The organism is Pseudomonas sp. L5B5, from assembly GCF_020520285.1.
GTDB lineage: Bacteria > Pseudomonadota > Gammaproteobacteria > Pseudomonadales > Pseudomonadaceae > Aquipseudomonas.
Genome location: NZ_CP084742.1, coordinates 317,775 through 334,733, shown reverse-complemented (window position 1 = coordinate 334,733; position 16,959 = coordinate 317,775). Strand labels below are relative to the sequence as shown.

General features: G+C 67.2%; 14 protein-coding genes and 1 pseudogene. 10 read left to right on the top strand and 5 right to left on the bottom strand.

What is annotated here, in order from left to right:
• Nucleotides 1-59: 59 nt before the first annotated feature.
• Nucleotides 60-1,529, bottom strand: a complete 1,470-nt coding sequence (locus LGQ10_RS01465) for a PLP-dependent aminotransferase family protein (protein ID WP_226524437.1) — start codon at nt 1,527-1,529, stop codon at nt 60-62.
• A gap of 90 nt (nt 1,530-1,619) precedes the next feature.
• Here LGQ10_RS01465 and LGQ10_RS01460 point away from each other — a divergent pair, with 90 nt between their 5' ends.
• Nucleotides 1,620-2,840, top strand: a complete 1,221-nt coding sequence (locus LGQ10_RS01460; RefSeq protein WP_226524436.1) for a multidrug effflux MFS transporter — start codon at nt 1,620-1,622, stop codon at nt 2,838-2,840.
• Nucleotides 2,841-2,859: 19 nt separating this feature from the next.
• Here the strand turns inward: LGQ10_RS01460 and LGQ10_RS01455 are convergent, their stop codons facing one another.
• The 3 genes and pseudogenes from LGQ10_RS01455 to LGQ10_RS31465 all read right to left on the bottom strand — a co-directional run.
• Entirely contained in the window at nt 2,860-4,059 is a 1,200-nt protein-coding gene (locus tag LGQ10_RS01455) for a pyridoxal phosphate-dependent aminotransferase (RefSeq protein ID WP_226524435.1), read from the bottom strand.
• A gap of 84 nt (nt 4,060-4,143) precedes the next feature.
• On the bottom strand, nt 4,144-4,848 hold the full coding sequence (locus LGQ10_RS31470; RefSeq protein ID WP_413247600.1) for a methyl-accepting chemotaxis protein: 705 nt from the start codon (nt 4,846-4,848) through the stop codon (nt 4,144-4,146).
• 201 nt (nt 4,849-5,049) lie between these two features.
• Nucleotides 5,050-5,769 (bottom strand): annotated as a pseudogene (locus tag LGQ10_RS31465) (MCP four helix bundle domain-containing protein); the annotation flags it as partial.
• A 350-nt stretch (nt 5,770-6,119) separates the two neighbouring features.
• Here LGQ10_RS31465 and hpaB point away from each other — a divergent pair.
• From hpaB to LGQ10_RS01420, 6 genes are all read left to right on the top strand, one after another.
• Nucleotides 6,120-7,682, top strand: a complete 1,563-nt coding sequence (hpaB, locus tag LGQ10_RS01445) for a 4-hydroxyphenylacetate 3-monooxygenase, oxygenase component (protein ID WP_226524433.1) — start codon at nt 6,120-6,122, stop codon at nt 7,680-7,682.
• A 57-nt stretch (nt 7,683-7,739) separates the two neighbouring features.
• Nucleotides 7,740-8,252: a 4-hydroxyphenylacetate 3-monooxygenase, reductase component gene (gene hpaC / locus LGQ10_RS01440; RefSeq protein ID WP_226524432.1), complete on the top strand. Its 513-nt coding sequence runs from the start codon at nt 7,740-7,742 to the stop codon at nt 8,250-8,252.
• 170 nt (nt 8,253-8,422) lie between these two features.
• Nucleotides 8,423-9,400, top strand: coding sequence for a helix-turn-helix transcriptional regulator (locus LGQ10_RS01435; protein ID WP_058436367.1), 978 nt, complete (start codon nt 8,423-8,425; stop codon nt 9,398-9,400).
• Nucleotides 9,401-9,537: 137 nt separating this feature from the next.
• Nucleotides 9,538-10,410, top strand: coding sequence for a transporter (locus LGQ10_RS01430; RefSeq protein ID WP_226524431.1), 873 nt, complete (start codon nt 9,538-9,540; stop codon nt 10,408-10,410).
• Between the two features lie 25 nt (nt 10,411-10,435).
• Nucleotides 10,436-11,602 (top strand): MFS transporter, encoded by a 1,167-nt coding sequence (locus LGQ10_RS01425; protein WP_226524430.1) that lies wholly within the window; start codon nt 10,436-10,438, stop codon nt 11,600-11,602.
• 27 nt (nt 11,603-11,629) lie between these two features.
• Nucleotides 11,630-12,751 carry a class II histone deacetylase gene (locus LGQ10_RS01420; protein ID WP_226524429.1) on the top strand — a complete coding sequence of 374 codons (1,122 nt, stop codon included), beginning with the start codon at nt 11,630-11,632 and terminating at the stop codon, nt 12,749-12,751.
• A gap of 21 nt (nt 12,752-12,772) precedes the next feature.
• Here the strand turns inward: LGQ10_RS01420 and LGQ10_RS01415 are convergent, their stop codons facing one another.
• On the bottom strand, nt 12,773-13,747 hold the full coding sequence (locus LGQ10_RS01415) for a helix-turn-helix domain-containing protein (protein ID WP_226524428.1): 975 nt from the start codon (nt 13,745-13,747) through the stop codon (nt 12,773-12,775).
• Between the two features lie 287 nt (nt 13,748-14,034).
• On the opposite strand from LGQ10_RS01415, the gene LGQ10_RS01410 reads away from it, so the two are divergent.
• Genes LGQ10_RS01410 through LGQ10_RS01400 form a run of 3 tightly spaced genes read left to right on the top strand, consistent with a single transcriptional unit; the run spans nt 14,035 to nt 16,927 of the window.
• Nucleotides 14,035-14,568, top strand: a complete 534-nt coding sequence (locus LGQ10_RS01410) for a 2,4'-dihydroxyacetophenone dioxygenase family protein (protein WP_058438863.1) — start codon at nt 14,035-14,037, stop codon at nt 14,566-14,568.
• 32 nt (nt 14,569-14,600) lie between these two features.
• A complete protein-coding gene (locus LGQ10_RS01405) occupies nt 14,601-15,866 on the top strand; it encodes an MFS transporter (RefSeq protein WP_226524427.1) in 1,266 nt (421 codons plus the stop codon).
• The gene (locus tag LGQ10_RS01400; protein ID WP_226524426.1) at nt 15,863-16,927 is read left to right on the top strand and encodes a 2,3-butanediol dehydrogenase; all 1,065 of its coding nucleotides are present in this window, start codon (nt 15,863-15,865) and stop codon (nt 16,925-16,927) included. The genes LGQ10_RS01405 and LGQ10_RS01400 overlap by 4 nt, the downstream gene beginning before the upstream one ends.
• Nucleotides 16,928-16,959 lie beyond the last annotated feature (32 nt).

The following is a 16,959-nucleotide window of genomic DNA, read 5'->3' as shown; positions in this document are numbered from 1 at the left end:
CGAAGGCCCTCGGGCCGGGGTGCCGAGCATGGCGGGCGAATATGACGCAAACATGACAATCAGTGCCCTGCCTCGCGCCGCCCGGCCTCGGCCACCAGCAGCGCCGCCAGGCGCGCGCCGCTGAAGCGGATCTGCGCCAGGCTCAGGGCCGCGTAGCCGATGATCACCGCCGGGCCCTGGCGTACTTGCTGGCAGTGCTCGGCCAGCCCTTGCAGGACGATCCCGGCCGCGGCGGCACGCTGGCGAAAACCGGCCTCGTCAGTGCCTGGCGGCAACCGCAGGAGCACATGCAGGCCGGCCTGCTGCCCGCTGACGCTGTAGCAGCCCGGGGCCTCCCGGGCCAGGATGGCCAGCAGCACGTCACGGCGTTCCTGGTAGGCCTGGCGCGCAGCCCGCAAGTAACGCAGGAAGGCGCCACTGGCGATGTAGTCGGCCAGGGCCAGCTGCTCGATGATCCCCACCGAGCGCCCAGTGCTCTGCAAGGTGGCCAGCAAGCGTCCCCGCAGGACCTCGGGTACCAGCATGAAGCCCACCCGCAGGCCGGCGAACAAGGTCTTGTTGAAGCTGCCGCAGTAGATCACCCGGTCGTCGCGGTCCAGGGACTTGAGCGCCGCCAGGGGCGCGTTCTGGTAGTTGAATTCACTGTCGTAGTCATCCTCCACGACCCAGGCATCGCTGCGCCGCGCCCACTCCAGCAGCGCCAGGCGCCGCGACACCGGCATGGTGATGCCCAGCGGCGCCTGGTGCGCCGGGGTCACGTAGACCATCCGTGCCGCGCCATGCTCATGCAGGCGGTCCACGTCGATGCCCTCCTCCAGCACCGGCACCGGAATCGCCTGTGCCCCGGCCAGGGCGAACAGCTCCCTGGCCGACAGGTAGCCAGGGTCTTCCAGGCAGACCTTGTCACCGGGTCGCAGCAGGCTGCGAGCCAGCAGGTCGAGACCATGGCGAATGCCGGTGGTGACCATCACCTGGCCCGGTTCACAGGCGATACCGCGATGCTGCCCCAGGTATTCGGCGATCTGCTGGCGCAACTGCGGCAGGCCAGCGGGGTCGTGGTCGCACAGCAGCTGTGCCGGGGCGCCGGCCAAGGCCCGGGTCAGGGAACGGGTCCAGCGCGCCAGGGGAAACAGCGCCGGGTCGGCCAGCCGCGCGACAAAGGGCTGGCCGGCTCGCACCCCCTGGGGTTGCGGCCGTGGGCCGGGCTCTTCAAGGGTGGGCCGCGCGGGAGCCGGCGCACTCAGGTAGAGGTCGGGCACCACCGCGCAGACCCGGGTCCCGGAGCCGGAGACCCGGCTGACGTACCCCTCGCTGCGCAAGCGGTCGAATACCACCTCCAGGGTGCCCCGGGACATCCCCCAGCGCTGGGCCAGGGTCCGGGTCGAGGGCAGGCGGCAACCGGCAGGCAGGCGCTTTTCCAGGATCGCCTGGCGCAAGGCGCCATAGGCGCTGTCCTGTTTGCCCAGGCCATCGCCAAGGGCTGGGGGCAGCGGCAGGTCCAGGGGTACGGGGTGTTTGCCACGGCTCATAGCGGTCCACTCGAGATGACGGTAAATGGCACTGCGCATTAAACCATAAAGACTTTAACGTCCCGGCCATGCCTGACCTGCGAGCCGATCATGAAACCGACCACCGACACCCCATCCCTCTCTTCTGCTGCCCCCCAAGACCTGGCCCCCTGGCTGTGGACCCTGTTGTTGCTGATCGTGGTCTGCCTGCCACGGATCAGCATCGACCTGTACCTGCCCGCTCTGCCGGCCATGGCCGATGAACTGGGCGCCACCGATGCCCAATTGCAGCTGACCCTGAGCCTGTACATGCTGGGCTACGCGCTGTCGATGTTGCTGGGAGGACCGCTCTGCGACCGTTTTGGCCGGCGCCCGGTACTGCTCTGGGGCATGGCGCTGTATCTGCTGGCCAGCCTGGCCTGCCTGTTCGCCAGCCGGGTCGAGGTGCTGATGGGCGCACGCCTGCTGCAAGCGCTGGGGGGATGCTGCGGCACCCTGGTGGGCCGGGTCATGGTCCGCGACCGCTGCCCACCGGCGCAGCAGGCGCGGCTGCTGGGCCTGCTGTCCATGGGCATCGCCTTGTCGCCCATGATCGCCCCGCTGCTGGGCAGCCTGCTGGAACAATGGCTGGGCTGGCGCGGCCTGTTCCTGTGCCTGAGCCTGGTAGCAGCCGCGATGTGGCTGCTGATGCTCGCCAGGCTGGCCGAAACCCGCGTGCCACAAGCGCCCGGATGCACGCCGCAAAGCCTGCCACGGCTGTACCTGGGCTTGTTGCGTACGCCCTACTTCATGCGTTACTCCCTGGCCATCGGCTGCCTGTACTGCACCTACTTCCCTTTTATCCTGCAATCGCCGGCCCTGCTCCAGCGCAGCCTGGGCCTGTCCTCGGGCAGCTATGCCCTGGTGTTCGCCGCCACCGTGGCCGGTTACCTGCTGGGCTCGCGGCTGTTCCAGCAGCTGGCACCCAGGCACGGCGCAGACCGCCTGATCGCCCGGGCCACGTTGCTGAACCTGATCGCTGCAGGCCTGCTGCTGGTCGCCCGCGGCCTGTGGCCCGACAGCCTGCTGGCGATCGTATTGCCGATGCTGGCGATCATGCTGTCGGTGGGCCTGGCGATTCCCGCCTGCCAACTGGCGGTCCTGCAACCCTACGCCGCCATGGCGGGCAGTGCCTCGGGGCTGTTCTTCTTTATCCAGATGGTCATGAGCGCCCTCTGCGGCCTGCTGGCCAACGCCCTGGTCGACAGTGCTGCCGGCTCCTTGCAAGCCCTGACCGGCCTGTTCAGCCTGGCCCTGGGTCTGACCTGGTACGCCCTGCGCCCCAAGCCATAGATTGCCGCCGCGAAGCCGATCACCCCTGCGACGCCTCGACATGCTGTGCTGGCAATTGCGCGGTGAAGCGGGCGATACGCCGACAGGCATCGGCCAGGTGCTGGCAGTCCAGCACCAGGGCGATCCGCACATGCCCGACGACGCTGGGGCCGAAGGCGTCCCCGGCCAGCACCGACACGCCATGGCCCTCTAGCAGGCCATCGGCATAGGCCTGGGCACCCAGGCCGGTCTTGCGGATGTCGACCATGACGAACATCCCGCCATCGGGTCGTACCGGCTGCAACCCGGGACACTGCTCCAGCATCGAGCACGCCAGGTCCCGGCGCCGCCGGTACTCCTCGCGCATCGACACCAGTTCCGGCAAGTCGCTGGACAGCGCCACCACGGCGGCGTTCTGGATGAAGTCCGGCAGGCCATAGAGCATGCACAGGGCCAGGTTCCCCAGGTGCCCGGCCAGCACCGTGGGGGCAATCACCCAGCCGATCCGCCAGCCGCTCATGGCATGGGACTTGGACAGGCTGTTGATGGTCGCGGTGCGCTCGCCCATGCGCGGCAGGCTCGCCGGGCTCAGGTGCTGCCCTTCGTACAGCAGGTCGCTGTAGACCTCATCGGAAATCAGCCACAGGTCATGCTCCAGGCACAACCGCGCCAGGGCCTGCCAGTCATCGAGGGACAAGCTCGCGCCGGATGGGTTGTTCGGACTGTTGAGCAGCATGGCCCGGGTACGCGGGCCGATTCGGGCCGCGACATCCAGCGGATCGACGCAGAAGCCGCGCTCGGCCCGCACCGGCACCGGCACCACCGTCGCGCCGCAAGCGCCGATCACCCCTTCGTAGGTGACGTACATCGGCTCGGCCACCAGCACTTCGTCACCGGGGCCCAACAGGCACTGGGCCACCGAGAACACCGCGCACTGCGCGCCCGGCAGCACCACCACGTGCTCGGCATCCACCACCTGGCCGCTGCGCTGGTGATGGCAGCGGGCAATGCAACTGCGCAGCGCCAGGTTGCCGCGCACTTCCGAATAATGGGTATCGCCGGCCAGCAGGCTGTCGATGGCCGCCTGGACCACCGGCCCCGGGGTATCGAAATCCGGATCGCCCACGGTCAGCAGCAGCACATCACGCCCTTGATCGCGCAGGGCCAGGGCCCGGTAGTGGATGTTCCAGGCCGCGGAGCCTTCGCCGGCAATCCGTTGGGTCAGGGCTGAGTAGCGCATGGCTTTCTCCTTGAAAGACGCCTCAGCCCAAACCCTAGGTGCTGCAACCCTACTCGTCGAGCGCCGTACGCCGGCGCCGACCAGTCAGATGACGAAGCGCGCGACCATCGCGTTCAGATCCACCGCCAGGCGCGACAGCTCATGGCTGGCCGCGCTGGTCTGGTTGGCCCCGGCCGCCGACTGGGTAGCCAGGTCGCGAATGTTCACCAGGTTGCGGTCCACCTCGCGGGACACCTGCGCCTGCTCTTCCGAAGCGCTGGCGATCACCAGGTTGCGCTCATTGATCTGGTTGATCGATTCGGCGATCTGCTCCAGGGCTTCGCCGGCGGCACGGGCCAGTTCCAGGGTGCTCTGGGTGCGCTGGTTGCTCTGTTGCATGGACTCCACGGCCTGGCCGGTGCCGTTCTGGATGCCGGCGACCATCTTCTCGATCTCCTGGGTCGACTGGGCGGTACGGTGGGCCAGGGCCCGCACTTCATCGGCCACCACCGCGAACCCGCGTCCGGCTTCACCCGCCCGGGCCGCCTCGATGGCCGCGTTGAGCGCCAGCAGGTTGGTCTGCTCGGCAATGGCACGGATCACGTCCAGCACCTGGCCGATGTCCCGGCCCTGGGTCGCCAGGCCCTCGATCATCACCGAGGTGTTCTGCACGTCGTGGGCCATGGTCTGGATCGCATCGACGGTCTGTACCACGCGGTCGCGGCCATTGCGGGCGGCCTGGGTCGACTGCTGCGAAGCCTCGGACGTGGACACGGCGTTGCGGGCCACCTCCTCCACGGCAGCGGTCATTTCGTTGACGGCGGTAGCGGCCTGCTCGATCTCGGTGTTCTGCTGCTGTACCCCACGGGAGGCCTCTTCGGTCACCGCGCTGAGCTCCTCCGATGCCGAGGCCAGCTGGGTCGCCGAGCCGGCGATCTGCTCGATGGTCCGGCGCAGGCTGGCCTGCATCTCGGCCAGGGCCCGCAACAGGCGCGCCGGTTCGTCCTTGCCATCGACCTCGATGGTCTGGCGCAGGTTGCCGCCGGCAATCACCTCGGCCGCATTCAATGCCCGGGTCAGCGGACTGACGATGCTGCGGGTCAGCAACAGCGCCAGGATGATGGTCAGCGCCGCGGCAATCAGCGCGACGATGACGATCCCGGTGATCGCACTGTTGTAGTGCTCGCCAGCCGCCTTGGACGCGGCGGTGGCATCGGCACTGTTGATGGCGATCAGCTGGTTCAGCTGTTCGCCCATCTGGTCGGTGCCTTCCTTGATCCGGGTATTGATCAACTGGCGCATCTCATCGAGCTTGTCCTGGCGCGACAACTCGAGCATTTCCTTCTGGGCCTGCAGGTAATTATCCAGGGTGCCGGAGAAGGTCTTGTACAGCGCGGCCTCCTGCGGGCCCGCCGGCAGCGCCGCGTAGCTGGCCTGCGCCTGGCGCACCTTGTCCACCAACGCCCCAATGCGGGTCTGGGCCTCGGCCAGGCCCGCCGGCTCGCGATTGACCAGCACGCGGAACGACAGGATCCGCAGGCGCAGCACGTTCTCCGTGAGGTTGCCCAGGTAGCCGACGCTGGGCAGTTGGTTGCTTTCCATGTCGATGGAAGCTTCACGGATGATCGACATGCGATTGACCGCAAACACCCCCAGCACGACGACCAGCAAGGCAATGAAGGCAAAACCGAGGAAAGCTCGAGGGGCGATATTCAGGTTACGCAGGGTCATAGGGCGACTCTCGCAGGAGAACATGACGATGAGCATCCATGCCATTGAATCGCCGGCGCATCAGAGGGGCGCCAGCGTGGCACCACGATCCTTGGTGCCTGTCCTGGATATCGGCCGACGTTGCGCTTTCATCTGGCTGATTCGCAAAAAAAAACCCGAAAAACCCCACGGATTCGGGCCTCGAACACCACAACGCGAAGTGAATCGATAAAGCACGCCTGCTGCCCTCTACAAGACGGCACCGAGGTGGCCTGTGGAAAGTGCAAGCCAATCGCCGAAAAAGCCATTTCTCCCCTGCCCGTCGCTGCCCATCATGATCCCGGTCAATAAAAACAACGCCGAGACTGGATATGAAACCCGAAGACTTTCGTGCCTCCTCCCACCGCCCGCTGACCGGCGCCGAATACCTGGCCAGCCTGCGCGACGACCGTGAAATCTACATCTATGGCGACCGGGTCAAGGACGTCACCACCCACCCGGCCTTTCGCAACTCTGCCGCCTCCATGGCCCGCCTGTACGACGCCCTGCACGACCCGGCGACCCACGAGCAGCTGTGCTGGGCCACCGACACCGGCAACGGCGGCTACACCCACAAGTTCTTTCGTTCGGCCAAGAGCCCGGACGAGCTGCGCCAGCAACGCGATGCCATCGCCGACTGGTCGCGCCTGACCTACGGCTGGATGGGCCGCAGCCCCGACTACAAGGCTGCCTTCGGCAGCGTCCTGGGAGCCAACGCCGAGTTCTACGGGCCCTTCGCCGACAACGCCCGGACCTGGTACAAGCGCATCCAGGAGGCCTGCCTCTACCTCAACCACGCCATCGTCAACCCGCCCATCGACCGCGACAAACCGGTGGACCAGGTCAAGGATGTGTTCATCTCGGTGGACGAGGAAGTCGAGGGCGGGATCATCGTCAGCGGCGCCAAGGTGGTGGCCACCAACTCGGCGCTGACCCACTACAACTTCGTCGGCCAGGGTTCGGCGCAGCTGCTGGGGGACAACACCGATTTCGCCCTGATGTTCATCGCGCCGATGAACACCCGGGGCATGAAGCTGATCTGCCGGCCCTCCTACGAACTGCAGGCCGGCATGACCGGTTCGCCCTTCGACTACCCGCTGTCCAGCCGCTTCGACGAGAACGACGCGATCCTGATCATGGACAAGGTGTTCATCCCCTGGGAGAACGTGCTGATCTACCGCGACTTCGAGCGCTGCCGCCAGTGGTTCCCCCAGGGCGGGTTCGGCCGGCTGTTCCCGATGCAGGGCTGCACCCGCCTGGCGGTCAAGCTGGACTTCATCAGCGGCCTGCTGGTCAAGGCCCTGCAGTGCACCGGTTCCCTGGAGTTTCGCGGGGTCCAGGCCCAGGTGGGCGAAGTGGTGGCCTGGCGCAACCTGTTCTGGTCCCTCACCGATGCCATGCACGGCAACGCCAGCGAATGGCTGAACGGCGCCTACCTGCCCAGCGCCCAGGCGTTGCAGGCCTATCGGGTGCTGGCGCCCCAGGCCTATACCGAGATCAAGAAGATCATCGAGCAAGTGGTGGCCAGCGGCCTGATCTACCTGCCTTCCGGCTCCCGCGACCTCAAGGACCCGCTGCTCAACCAGTACCTGGGCACCTATTGCCGAGGCTCGGGGGGCATGGGCCACGAGGAGCGGATCAAGATCCTCAAGCTGTTGTGGGATGCCATCGGCACCGAATTCGGCGGCCGCCATGAGCTGTACGAGATCAACTACGCCGGCAGCCAGGACGAGATCCGCATGCAGTGCCTGCGCCACGCCCAGGCCAGTGGTTCGATGCAGGCCATGACCGCCCTGGTGGACAAGTGCCTGAGCGACTACGACCTCGACGGCTGGACCGTGCCGCACCTGGCCAACCCCGACGACATCAACATGCTCGATCGCATCCGCCAATAGCCCTGCATGGCGAGGGGCCTGCTCCCTCGCCACCGGTCATGCCTTCGGAGAACGCCCATGTCCGTACTCGATCCCAAGCAACTTGCCTTTCGCAATGCCATGGCGCACATGACCGCAGCGGTCAACGTCATCACCAGCAACGGCCCGGCCGGGCGCTGCGGCATCACCGCCACCGCCGTGTGCTCGATCACCGACAGCCCGCCGACGCTGATGGTCTGCGTCAACCGCAACAGCGCCCTGAACCCGGTGTTCAAGGGCAATGGCCGGCTGTGCGTGAACATCCTCAGCGGCGAACACGAGGAACTGGCCCGGCACTTCGCCGGCATGACCGGCGTGGCCATGGACCAGCGCTTCGGCCTGCACCCCTGGCGCGACGGCCTGCAAGCCCTGCCGGTACTGGAAAGTGCCCTGGCCAGCCTGCAGGGGCGGATCACCGAGGTCCAGGAGATCGGCACCCACTCGCTGATGCTGGTGGAGCTCGACGAGATCAGCGTGCAGGAGCGCGGCGATTCGCTGGTGTACTTCAGCCGCAGCTTCCACCGCCTGCCCCGGCCCTGCCAGGCTGCCTGACCCCCGCCTCCCGGCCCGGACCCCGCGCCACCTCCTGCATCTGTAGGATGGCGGCCAGCGGTCCGGGCGCCGATACTCGACCCAGGCCCTGCCCACGCCTACCCGGGCGTACCGGCCGTTCATCCTTCAGTGACGAAAACAATAACAACGTCGCCCCGAGGTACAACGCCATGAGTCGATCCCAAGCCCCTTCGTCGGGCCGCCTGCAAGCCTTCAGCGAGCTGGTCCTGGCCTTGCAGCAACTGGCCCAGAACAAGGACATCGAGCACCTGCACCCGCATGCCCTGGCCCGCATCGCCCGGTTGCTGCCCTTCGACAGTGCCTGGTGGGGGCGTTCGGCCCTGGTGGACGGCATACCGGACGAGCACAGCTGCTACCTGTACCGCCTGCCCCCCAGCTACCTGCCGGACTGGCAATCGATCCGCCACGTCGATGTCACGGTGCGCCGGGTCCACCAGGTCCCGGGGCGGGCGGTGATCGTCGACATGGCCGACCCGGACAATGGCGCCGGCCTCAACTGGCTGGGGCGCCTGTACAACATCGGCGAGCTGTTGTGCGTGGTGCACACCGATCCCCATACCCACCTGAGCAGCCACCTGGCCCTGTACCGCCAGCCCGGCGCGCCGCGCTTCAACGACGACGACCGCGAGCTGCTGGACAACCTGATGCTGCACCTGGTGGCAGCGGTCTCGGCCAACCAGATCCGCACCCTGGTCGCCACTCGCGAGCAGCTCACCCGACCGCGCAACCTGGCCCTGGCCGTGTGCGATCGACGGGGTGTGCTGCAATGCGCCGAAAGCGGCTTCGTCGAACTGCTGCTCAACCAATGGCCGCACTGGAACGGCCCGCAACTGCCGCAGCCGCTGGAGCTGGGTGGCTACGAAGGCAAATGCCTGCAGGTGGAATCCACGGCGGTGGGCGACCTGTTCCTGCTGGCCGCCCGCAGCCGCACCCTGCTGCCCCAGCTCAGTCCCCGGGAAAACGAAGTCGCCCAGGGTTTCGGCGACGGCAAGACCTACAAGGAAGTGGCGCGCGAGCTGGGCATGTCGCCCAACACCGTGCGCCATCACATCCGCGCCATCTACAGCAAGCTCGGGGTCAAGGACAAGGCCCGCATCGCCCAGTTGCTGCACGCCCCGCCCGACTGACAACCAACACCCTCTGCCGTTGCAACTCGCGCTGTCGCCTTTGACGGCCCCGGGCAGCCTTTGCCCTTTTCCAAGCCACTGCCGTGTGCCGGCGAGCACTTCGCCGAACAACAATTCCAACAAGAGACGCACCGCTCATGACCCGCAATCTCACCCGTACCACCCTGGCCCTGGCCAGCGCCCTGGCCAGCCTGGCGTCCCAGGCCGCGGACCTCAACGCCCGGGACTTCTTCGGCGCCCCGGTGGGCACCAGCCTCGGCGTGCTGTACCTGCCCGCCACCCGCGCCGACAGTTTCCACGGCCCGGCCGACACCACCGGCAAGGCCGACCTGCGGGTCAATGCCATGGCCTACCGCCAGGTGTTCTTCAGCGACCTGTGCGCAACCCTCTGCACCCCGCAGTTCATCGTGCCCTTCGTCGACACCGAGGCACACCTGCCCGGCGCCGCGCACCACAGCCAGGAGAGCGGGTTCGGCGACCCGCAGGTGGGCGGCACGCTGTTCTTCATCAACCAACCGCAAAGTCGCACCTACAGCGGCTTGCTGACCCTGATCACGCTGCCGGTAGGCGAGTACCACAGCCGCGATCCGGGAGTGTCGCCAGGGGCCAATCGCTGGGGCGCCACCTTCGTCTACAACTACACCCAGGGCCTGGGCGAGAAGTGGGTCCTGGAGGCCAATCTCGAGGCCCAGTTCTACGGCACCAACAACGACTACCTGGGCAGCGACCTCAAGCAAGACCCGCTGTACCGCCTGCAAGCCTTCGCCTCCTACGACTTCACTCCCAGCACCTTTGGCGCCCTGCGGCTGATTCACGCCGACGGCGGCGAACTGCGCATCGACGACCGGCGCATCGACGACACCCACCGACGCTACACCCAGGCCGGTTTCGAGCTCGGCCACTGGCTGGACTCGCGCAACCAGCTGATGTTCAGCCTGTCGCGCAATGTCGCCACCGACAACGGTTTCGCCGGCACCGACGCGCTGTTGCGCCTGGTCCATGTGTTCTGACCCCCTTGCCACAGGAAACCTGTCCATGAACACCCGCACCCCTGCCCTGAGCGACACCGCCCTCTTGGCCCACCAGCCCCTGGGGCGACTGGCGGCCATCGTCCTGTTCGCCGCCATCACGCCTGCGGTACTGCTGATGGCCCCGGCCATCGCCGCGCAGCTGGCCAGCCAATGGCAGCTGAGCCCGAGCCAGATCGGCGACCTGTTCAGCACCGAACTGGGCGCCATGAGCCTGGCCACCTTGCCCGCCATCTGGTGGCTCAAGCACCTGGACTGGCGCCGCACGGCCCTGTGCAGCGCCCTGCTGTTCATCGGCGCCAACCTGCTGTCGATGCAGGTCCACGACTATTCACTGCTGCTGGTGGCGCGCTTTTGCAGCGCCCTGGCGGGTGGCTCGCTGATGATCATCTGCCTGGCCAGTGCCGCTGCCAGCCCCAACCCCAGTCGTGCCTACGGTTTCTGGGTGATGGGCCAACTGGTACTGGGCGCCGTTGGCCTGAGCCTGCTGCCGCCGCTGTTCGAGCATTTCGGCCTGGGCGCCTGCTACCTGATCCTGGCGCTGCTGATGGTGGGCTGCCTGCCCCTGGCGCGCTGCTTTCCCGCCGGCGCCGAACCGCCGCTGGAGGCCGCCACGCCCACCCCGCCGATCTCCTGGCTCAAGGCCGGCCTGGGCATCCTCGGCATCCTGACCTTCTACATCAGCCTGAGCGGAGTCTGGACGTTCATCGGCGCCATCGGCAGCCAGGCCGGGCTTTCAGCCCAGGCCAGCGGCGACATCCTGGCCATCGCCACCTTGATGGGCATCATCGGCGCCCTGTGCGCCACCCTGTTCGGTGATCGCCTGCCCGGTAGCCGCCTGCTGTGGCTGGGCTATGGCCTGATGGCCGGCTCGGTGCTGTTGCTGTACGGGCAACCGCAACTGGCACGCTTCGCCCTGGCGGCGCTGGTATTCAAGTTCACCTGGACCTTCATCCTGCCGCTGGTCCTGGCGCGCATGGCGCAGATGGATCGCAGCGGGCGGCTGATGAATGCCTCCAACCTGGTGATCAGCGTTGGCCTGGCCATCGGCCCCGCCCTGGCCGGGCGCCTGATCGAAAGCAGCGGCGGCTTCCAGGGCCTGCTGCTGGCCGGCGCCACCTTCACCCTGCTGTCCCTGGCCCTGGTCCTGGGCTGCCGACCGACCCGCTCGTAACCGTTTTCTTGAACGATGGATGTCACCATGACCTGCAAAACCGCGTTTTTCTTCGATGAACTGTGCCTGTGGCACAGCGCCAGCCCCCACAGCCTGACCCTGCCGGTAGGCGGTTGGGTGCAGCCACCGGCCGCGGCCGGGCATGCCGAGTCGCCGGAAACCAAGCGCCGGCTGAAAAGCCTGATGGATGTCAGCGGGCTGACCCGGCAACTGCAACTGCGCAGCGCCGAACCGGCCAGCGACCAGGACCTGCTGCGGGTCCACGGCGCCGCCTACCTGGAGCGCTTCAAGGCCCTGAGCGATGCCGGCGGCGGCGACCTGGGCGACCAGGCGCCGGTGGGGCCCGGCAGTTATGAAATCGCCAAGTTGTCCGCCGGGCTGGCCATCGCCGCGGTGGATGCGGTGCTCAGCGGCGAGGCCGACAACGCCTACGCCCTGTCCCGGCCACCGGGGCACCACTGCCTGGCCGACCAGGCCATGGGGTTCTGCTTCCTGGCCAACATCGCCATCGCCATCGAGGTCGCCAAGGCCCGCCACGGCCTGGGCAAGGTAGCGGTGGTCGACTGGGACGTGCACCACGGCAATGGCACCCAGGCGATCTTCGAGGAACGGGCCGATGTACTGACCCTGTCCCTGCACCAGGACGGCTGCTTCCCGCCCAGTTATGGCGGTGATCAGGACCGTGGGCGCGGCCCGGGCCTGGGCTACAACATCAACATCCCCCTGCTGCCCGGCGGCGGCCACGATGCCTACCTGCAGGCCATGCAGCGCATCGTGGTGCCGGCGCTGGAGCGCTTCGGGCCACAGTTGATCATCGTCGCCTGCGGCTACGACGCCAACGCCGTGGACCCGCTAGCGCGGATGCTGCTGCACAGCGAGTCGTTTCGCGAAATGACCCAGTGCCTGCGCGATACCGCCGAACGCCTGTGCGGCGGGCGCCTGGTGCTGGTGCACGAGGGCGGTTACTCGGAAGCCTATGTGCCGTTCTGCGGCCTGGCCACCCTGGAGGCATTGTCGGGGATTCGCACCGAGGTCACCGACCCGATGCTGGAGTTCGTGCGCCTGCAACAACCCAAGGAACCGGCCCTGGCCCTGCAACGCCAGTTGCTGGACCAGCAGGCCCGGGCACTGCAGACCGCCGCCGGCTGAATCGCTCGGCGGCCCGGCCCCTCAGGCGTCCGAGGGGCCGTAGCGCCTAGCTTCGCTGGCCGTGCGCTGGTAGCGCGCCTTGAAGGCCCGGGCAAAGTGGGCCTGGCTGGCAAAGCCATGACGATAGGCGATCTCGCTGATATCCAGGCCTGCCCCCTGGGGGCTGCACAACAGTTGGTGGGCCTGCTGCAGGCGTTTCTCCAGGATGAAGCGGCTGGGCACCTGGTCTTCCAGGGCGAACAGCCGGGCCAGGTGACGCACGGAAACACCGGTCTGCGCCGCTACCCGCTCGCAACTCAGTTGCGGGTCGGCCAGGTGCTCCTGAATGTACTGCTTGGCCGCCAACAGGTAGGAAGCGCTCAAAGCATTGATCGGCCGCTGCTCCACCTGCCCGGCGATCAGGCTGGCCAGCAACTCGAAGGCCTGTTCCTGGTAGTCCTCGGCCTGGCCGCACAAGGGCTGCTGGAAGAACCCCCGGGTACGCTCGGCCAGGGTCCGCAACAGCAGGCGCTGGGCGCCGCCCTCCACGCCGATCTTCAATGGCTGGTCGAAACGGCGCAGGCAGCGCCGGGCGAACTGTTCCTGGGAAATGTCGAAGATGAACTGGCGCATGGCCCCGGAGAAACCGAACAGGTAGGGCTTGTCGGTGCGATAGACCATCAGCTCCCCCGGCGCCAGCACCTGGCAGGCACCGCCCTGGTAGAAGAACGAGCCGCTGCCGGTGACCAGGGAGACGAAGATCGATTCCTTGGGCACCCCGCGGATCATCGAGCTGTCACGCTCCACCACATGTTCGTTGCCGACGATGCGGGCCAGGCGCATGGCGCTCAATTGCAGGTTGTCCTGGCGGGCGGTGAAGCCGCTCTCGGCGTAGGAGTTGCACTTGAGCCCCACCAGGGTGCTGGCGTTGTAGTCCTCCCAGAACGCCAGGCGCAGGTCCTGGTCGACGGCCTGGGTGCTGGCGTGGCGGGTTTCGAGCAAGGCGCATGGAGACATTGTTGTTCTTCTCATGGCGGCGAGATGTTCCCTGGACGGCAAGGCTCCGCCCAGGCACCGCACGCCACGAAACTCGCGGCTTGCGGGCATTCATTAACATCTGAAGCATCTGCCCTGTCAACTGCCTCCGCCCACCGGACGTGGCCCGGGCGCAACCGTCCGAAATCGACAACAAAGCGGTCCGATACGGACAAACCGCCCTCCCTGCGCAGGCCTAGAGTCGTGCTGTCAGCCCCGCTGTCGCTGTCGCTGCCTCAGCGACACCACCATCACAAGAGAGCCCGAGCATGCCTGAAGCCGCCACCCGAGAGTTCTGGAAAGACCTGCTGCCCATCGCCAACTGCTTCAAGCCCGACGCCAAGCCCGAGGTCTACCTGCCCAACGCCGCCAGCGACGACCTGAGCCTGTACGTGCCCTTCACCGAGACCGTGTCCTCGCGGCCGCTGTGGATCTCCCCCAGCGAGAACCGCTGGTGCGACATCCTCATGGCCCGCAGCGCCGGGCTGGTCAATCGCCACTACCACCCCCACGAAGTCTTCGCCTACACGCTGTCCGGCAAGTGGGGCTACCTGGAACACGACTGGACGGCCACCGCCGGCGACTTCGTCTACGAGACCCCGGGCGAGGGTCACACCCTGGTGGCCTACGAACATGAGCAGCCGATGCGCGTGTTCTTCATCGTCAAGGGCCCGCTGATCTGGCTCGACGAACAGGGCGAGCCCGACGGTTACTTCGACGTGCATTCCTACATCGCCCTGTGCCGCGCGCACTACGAAAAGATCGGCCTGGGCGCGGCCCATATCGACACCCTGTTTCGCTGATCCCTGTCCCGACCTGCGTGCGGAGAATCCTAATGGCTTATAAAAACAACAAGGCCAGCTACGAGAACACTTTGCTGGGGGTGCTGTTCCTGACCTTCGGTTTCGTGTTTTTCGACCGCCTGGCGCTGTCCTTCCTGTTCCCTTTCATGGCCGACGAGTTGCAACTGAGCAATCGCCACCTGGGCCTGCTGTCGTCGGTGCTGGCCCTGGCCTGGGCGGTTTCCGGGGCGCTGGTGGGGGCCTGGTCCGACCGGCGCGGGCGGCGCAAGCCGCTTTTGATCGTCGCGGTGCTGCTGTTCTCGCTGTGCTCGGCGCTGTCGGGGCTGGTCACCGGTTTTCTCAGCCTGCTGCTGTTTCGCGCCATCATGGGGCTGGCCGAAGGGCCGATCCTGCCGCTGTCGCAATCGCTGATGGTAGAAGCTTCCTCGCCCCACCGCCGGGGCCTGAACATGGGCCTGCTGCAAGGCTCGGCCGCCGGCCTGCTGGGTGCGGTGATCGGTCCGCCGGTGCTGGTGGCCCTGGCCGAGGCCTACGGCTGGCGCCATGCGTTCATCATCTCGCTGGTGCCCGGCTTGCTGATCGCCCTGCTGATCTGGCGCTACGTCCAGCCGGATGCGCCCAGCCGCACAACACCTGCACCGGGCCCGAGCGGCAACGGCGTCAGTCGGCTGGCGTTGCTCAAGAGCCGCAACATCCTGCTGTGCACCTTGATCAGTTGTTTCTTCCTGACCTGGTTCATCGTGCTGATTTCCTTCACCCCGACCTTCCTGGTCAAGGTCCGCGGCTACAGTCCGGCCAGCATGGGCACGGTGATGAGCTGCCTGGGCGGCGCCTGGGTGCTGTGGGGCTTCGGCGTACCGGCCATTTCCGACCGCATCGGCCGGCGCCCGACCCTGGTGCTGTTCTCGCTGGTCTCGGCCTGTTGTCCGCTGGCCCTGCTGTTCGCGCCCACGCCGTGGATGCTCGGGGTGCTGATGCTGCTGACCTACACCGGGCTGGGCTGCTTCACCCTGTTCATGGCCACCATTCCGGCGGAAACGGTGCCACGAGAAGTCATGGCCACCGCCCTGGGCCTGATCATGGGCATCGGCGAGCTGGTGGGTGGATTCGTCGCCCCGACCCTCGCCGGTTTCGCCGCCGACCGCTTCGGTTTGTCGATCGTCATGTGGATGTCCTGCGCCGGCGCCGTACTGGCCGCCGCATTGGCGCTGCTGCTCAAGGAAACCGCGCCAGCGGTGCTGGCCCGGCGCCAGACCACCATGGCCCCGCAACCGTCCCTGCAAGGAGAACGACCATGAACGCACTGCGTTGGCATGCCGCCCGCGACCTGCGCCTGAGCCAGGTACAGACCCGCAAGCCCGGCCTCGGCGAGGTGCTGCTGCAGGTCGCCTATTGCGGCATCTGCGGCAGTGACCTGCACGAATACGCCGACGGCCCGCACTCCATCCCCCAGCAGCAGGCGCATCCGCTGTCCGGTTGCCGGGCACCATTGACCCTGGGCCACGAGTTTTGCGGCCAGGTACTGGCCCTGGGCCCCGGGGTCGATCCCGGGTTGCTGGGGCAGCGGGTAGCCGTGGAGCCGGAATACCGTTGCGGCCAGTGCCGGTATTGCCAGGAGGGCCAGTACAACCTCTGTGACTCCATGGGCTTCATCGGCCTGATGGGCGACGGCGGTTTTGCCGAACAGGCGCTGGTGCCCGCCTACATGCTGCACCGGCTGCCCGATAGCGTCGGCTTCCGCCAGGCGGCGTTGCTGGAGCCGGCGGCCGTGGCCTGCCACGCCTTGAACCAGAGCAGCCTGCAACCTGGCGCCAGCTGCGCGGTGTTCGGCCTGGGGCCGATCGGCCTGCTGCTGGTACTGCTGGCCCGGCTCCGGGGGGTGGAGCGCATCTACGCCGTGGACCTGGACCCCGCACGCCGGCAACTGGCCCTGGAGCTGGGGGCCACCCAAGCCCTGGATGGCGCCGCACCCGACCTGCGCCAGCGCCTGCGGCAACTGAGCGACGGCGGGCTGGACAGCATCTTCGAAGCGGCCGGTAGCCAGCAGACCCTGGACCATGCCCTGCACAGCCTGCGCAAGGGCGGCGAAGTGGTGCTGGTGGGACTGATGGGCCAGGTGCAGTTCGATGCCTTCCACCTGGTCAACAACGAGCTGCGGCTGCTCAGCAGCGTTGGCTATCGCGACGTCTATCCGCAGTTGCTGGAGCTGCTGGCCAGTAAACGCCTGGACCTGTCCCGGCTGGTCAGCCGCTGCCTGCCCCTGGAGCAGGCGGTGCAACACGGCTTCGAGGTCCTGCTGCAGGACAAGCGCCAGATCAAGGTGCTGGTCAACCCGACACCCGCCCTGGCCGAGGCCTGATCGAGCCGGCCTTCGACACTCATCACAAGAAC

Coding starts and splice junctions, on each gene's coding strand:
- LGQ10_RS01465 (WP_226524437.1), bottom strand. CDS start 1,529: ATGAGCCGTGGCAAACACCCCGTACCCCTGGACCTGCCGCTGCCCCCA.
- LGQ10_RS01460 (WP_226524436.1), top strand. CDS start 1,620: ATGAAACCGACCACCGACACCCCATCCCTCTCTTCTGCTGCCCCCCAA.
- LGQ10_RS01455 (WP_226524435.1), bottom strand. CDS start 4,059: ATGCGCTACTCAGCCCTGACCCAACGGATTGCCGGCGAAGGCTCCGCG.
- LGQ10_RS31470 (WP_413247600.1), bottom strand. CDS start 4,848: ATGACCGCTGCCGTGGAGGAGGTGGCCCGCAACGCCGTGTCCACGTCC.
- hpaB (WP_226524433.1), top strand. CDS start 6,120: ATGAAACCCGAAGACTTTCGTGCCTCCTCCCACCGCCCGCTGACCGGC.
- hpaC (WP_226524432.1), top strand. CDS start 7,740: ATGTCCGTACTCGATCCCAAGCAACTTGCCTTTCGCAATGCCATGGCG.
- LGQ10_RS01435 (WP_058436367.1), top strand. CDS start 8,423: ATGAGTCGATCCCAAGCCCCTTCGTCGGGCCGCCTGCAAGCCTTCAGC.
- LGQ10_RS01430 (WP_226524431.1), top strand. CDS start 9,538: ATGACCCGCAATCTCACCCGTACCACCCTGGCCCTGGCCAGCGCCCTG.
- LGQ10_RS01425 (WP_226524430.1), top strand. CDS start 10,436: ATGAACACCCGCACCCCTGCCCTGAGCGACACCGCCCTCTTGGCCCAC.
- LGQ10_RS01420 (WP_226524429.1), top strand. CDS start 11,630: ATGACCTGCAAAACCGCGTTTTTCTTCGATGAACTGTGCCTGTGGCAC.
- LGQ10_RS01415 (WP_226524428.1), bottom strand. CDS start 13,747: ATGTCTCCATGCGCCTTGCTCGAAACCCGCCACGCCAGCACCCAGGCC.
- LGQ10_RS01410 (WP_058438863.1), top strand. CDS start 14,035: ATGCCTGAAGCCGCCACCCGAGAGTTCTGGAAAGACCTGCTGCCCATC.
- LGQ10_RS01405 (WP_226524427.1), top strand. CDS start 14,601: ATGGCTTATAAAAACAACAAGGCCAGCTACGAGAACACTTTGCTGGGG.
- LGQ10_RS01400 (WP_226524426.1), top strand. CDS start 15,863: ATGAACGCACTGCGTTGGCATGCCGCCCGCGACCTGCGCCTGAGCCAG.